This is a genomic window from Mesorhizobium sp. M4B.F.Ca.ET.017.02.2.1 (assembly GCF_003998955.1).
Lineage (GTDB): Bacteria > Pseudomonadota > Alphaproteobacteria > Rhizobiales > Rhizobiaceae > Mesorhizobium > Mesorhizobium abyssinicae.
On the sequence record NZ_RZOF01000673.1, the window covers coordinates 1 to 749 of the forward strand.

A 749-nucleotide genomic window follows, 5' to 3' on the forward strand; every position below is an offset into this window, starting at 1 on the left:
ACCTTCTTCGCCACGCGCAGCGAGAAATCCGGGCTGTCGATGGTGATGAGGCAGTCGGGTTTTTCGGCCGCGATCATGCTTGCCGTCTGGCCGATCCGCCTGATCAGGCGCGGCAGCTCGCGCAGGATCGCGCTGAACCCCATCAGCGCGATCTCGCTGCCGTCGAACAGGGATTTCAGGCCGAGCGCCTGCAAATGCCGACCGCCGATGCCGAGAAGCTGAACATCCCGGCCCGTCGTCCGCTTCAGCGCCGCGACGATGTCGGCGCCCAGCAGGTCGCCCGATTCCTCGCCGCAGACGACGGCGACCTTCAACGACTTGCTAGTGGCCATGAGCCGGCTCCTCGGCGGGCAGGCCGATGATGAAAAGGCCGAGCGCATTGGCGCGCGCGATCGTATCGGGACCTTCAAGGATCAGCGAGCGGCCGGCTTCCACGGCAATCCCTGCCAGCCCTGCCTCTTGCGCCGCCTCGACCGTCCGCGGGCCGATGGTTGGTAGATCGGCGCGCAATTCCTGGCCGGGCTTGGCGCATTTGACAAGCACGCCGCGGGTCTTGCCGGCGAGCCGGCCATGGTCGCGCAGTTGCCTGGTCCGCTCGAGCAGTCCGTTGGTGCCCTCTATGCCTTCCAGCGCGATCGCCCGGCCGCCGATGGCAATGGCAGCCTGGCCGATATCCAGCGCGCCGATCGCCTTCGCGGCCACCCTGGCCGCCTCGATGTCACGCCAGTCGGCTTTGCTTGGCTCAGCCT

1 protein-coding gene and 1 pseudogene are annotated in these 749 nt (G+C 67.6%); both read right to left on the minus strand.

Annotated features, from left to right (window positions below):
• Positions 1 to 332: pseudogene (locus EN738_RS34765) on the minus strand (lipid-A-disaccharide synthase); the annotation flags it as partial.
• Positions 322 to 749, minus strand: a 428-nt coding sequence (gene lpxI, locus EN738_RS34770; protein ID WP_145967069.1) for a UDP-2,3-diacylglucosamine diphosphatase LpxI, incomplete at its 5' end; no start/stop codon positions are given. The gene lpxI and the pseudogene EN738_RS34765, both read right to left, overlap by 11 nt.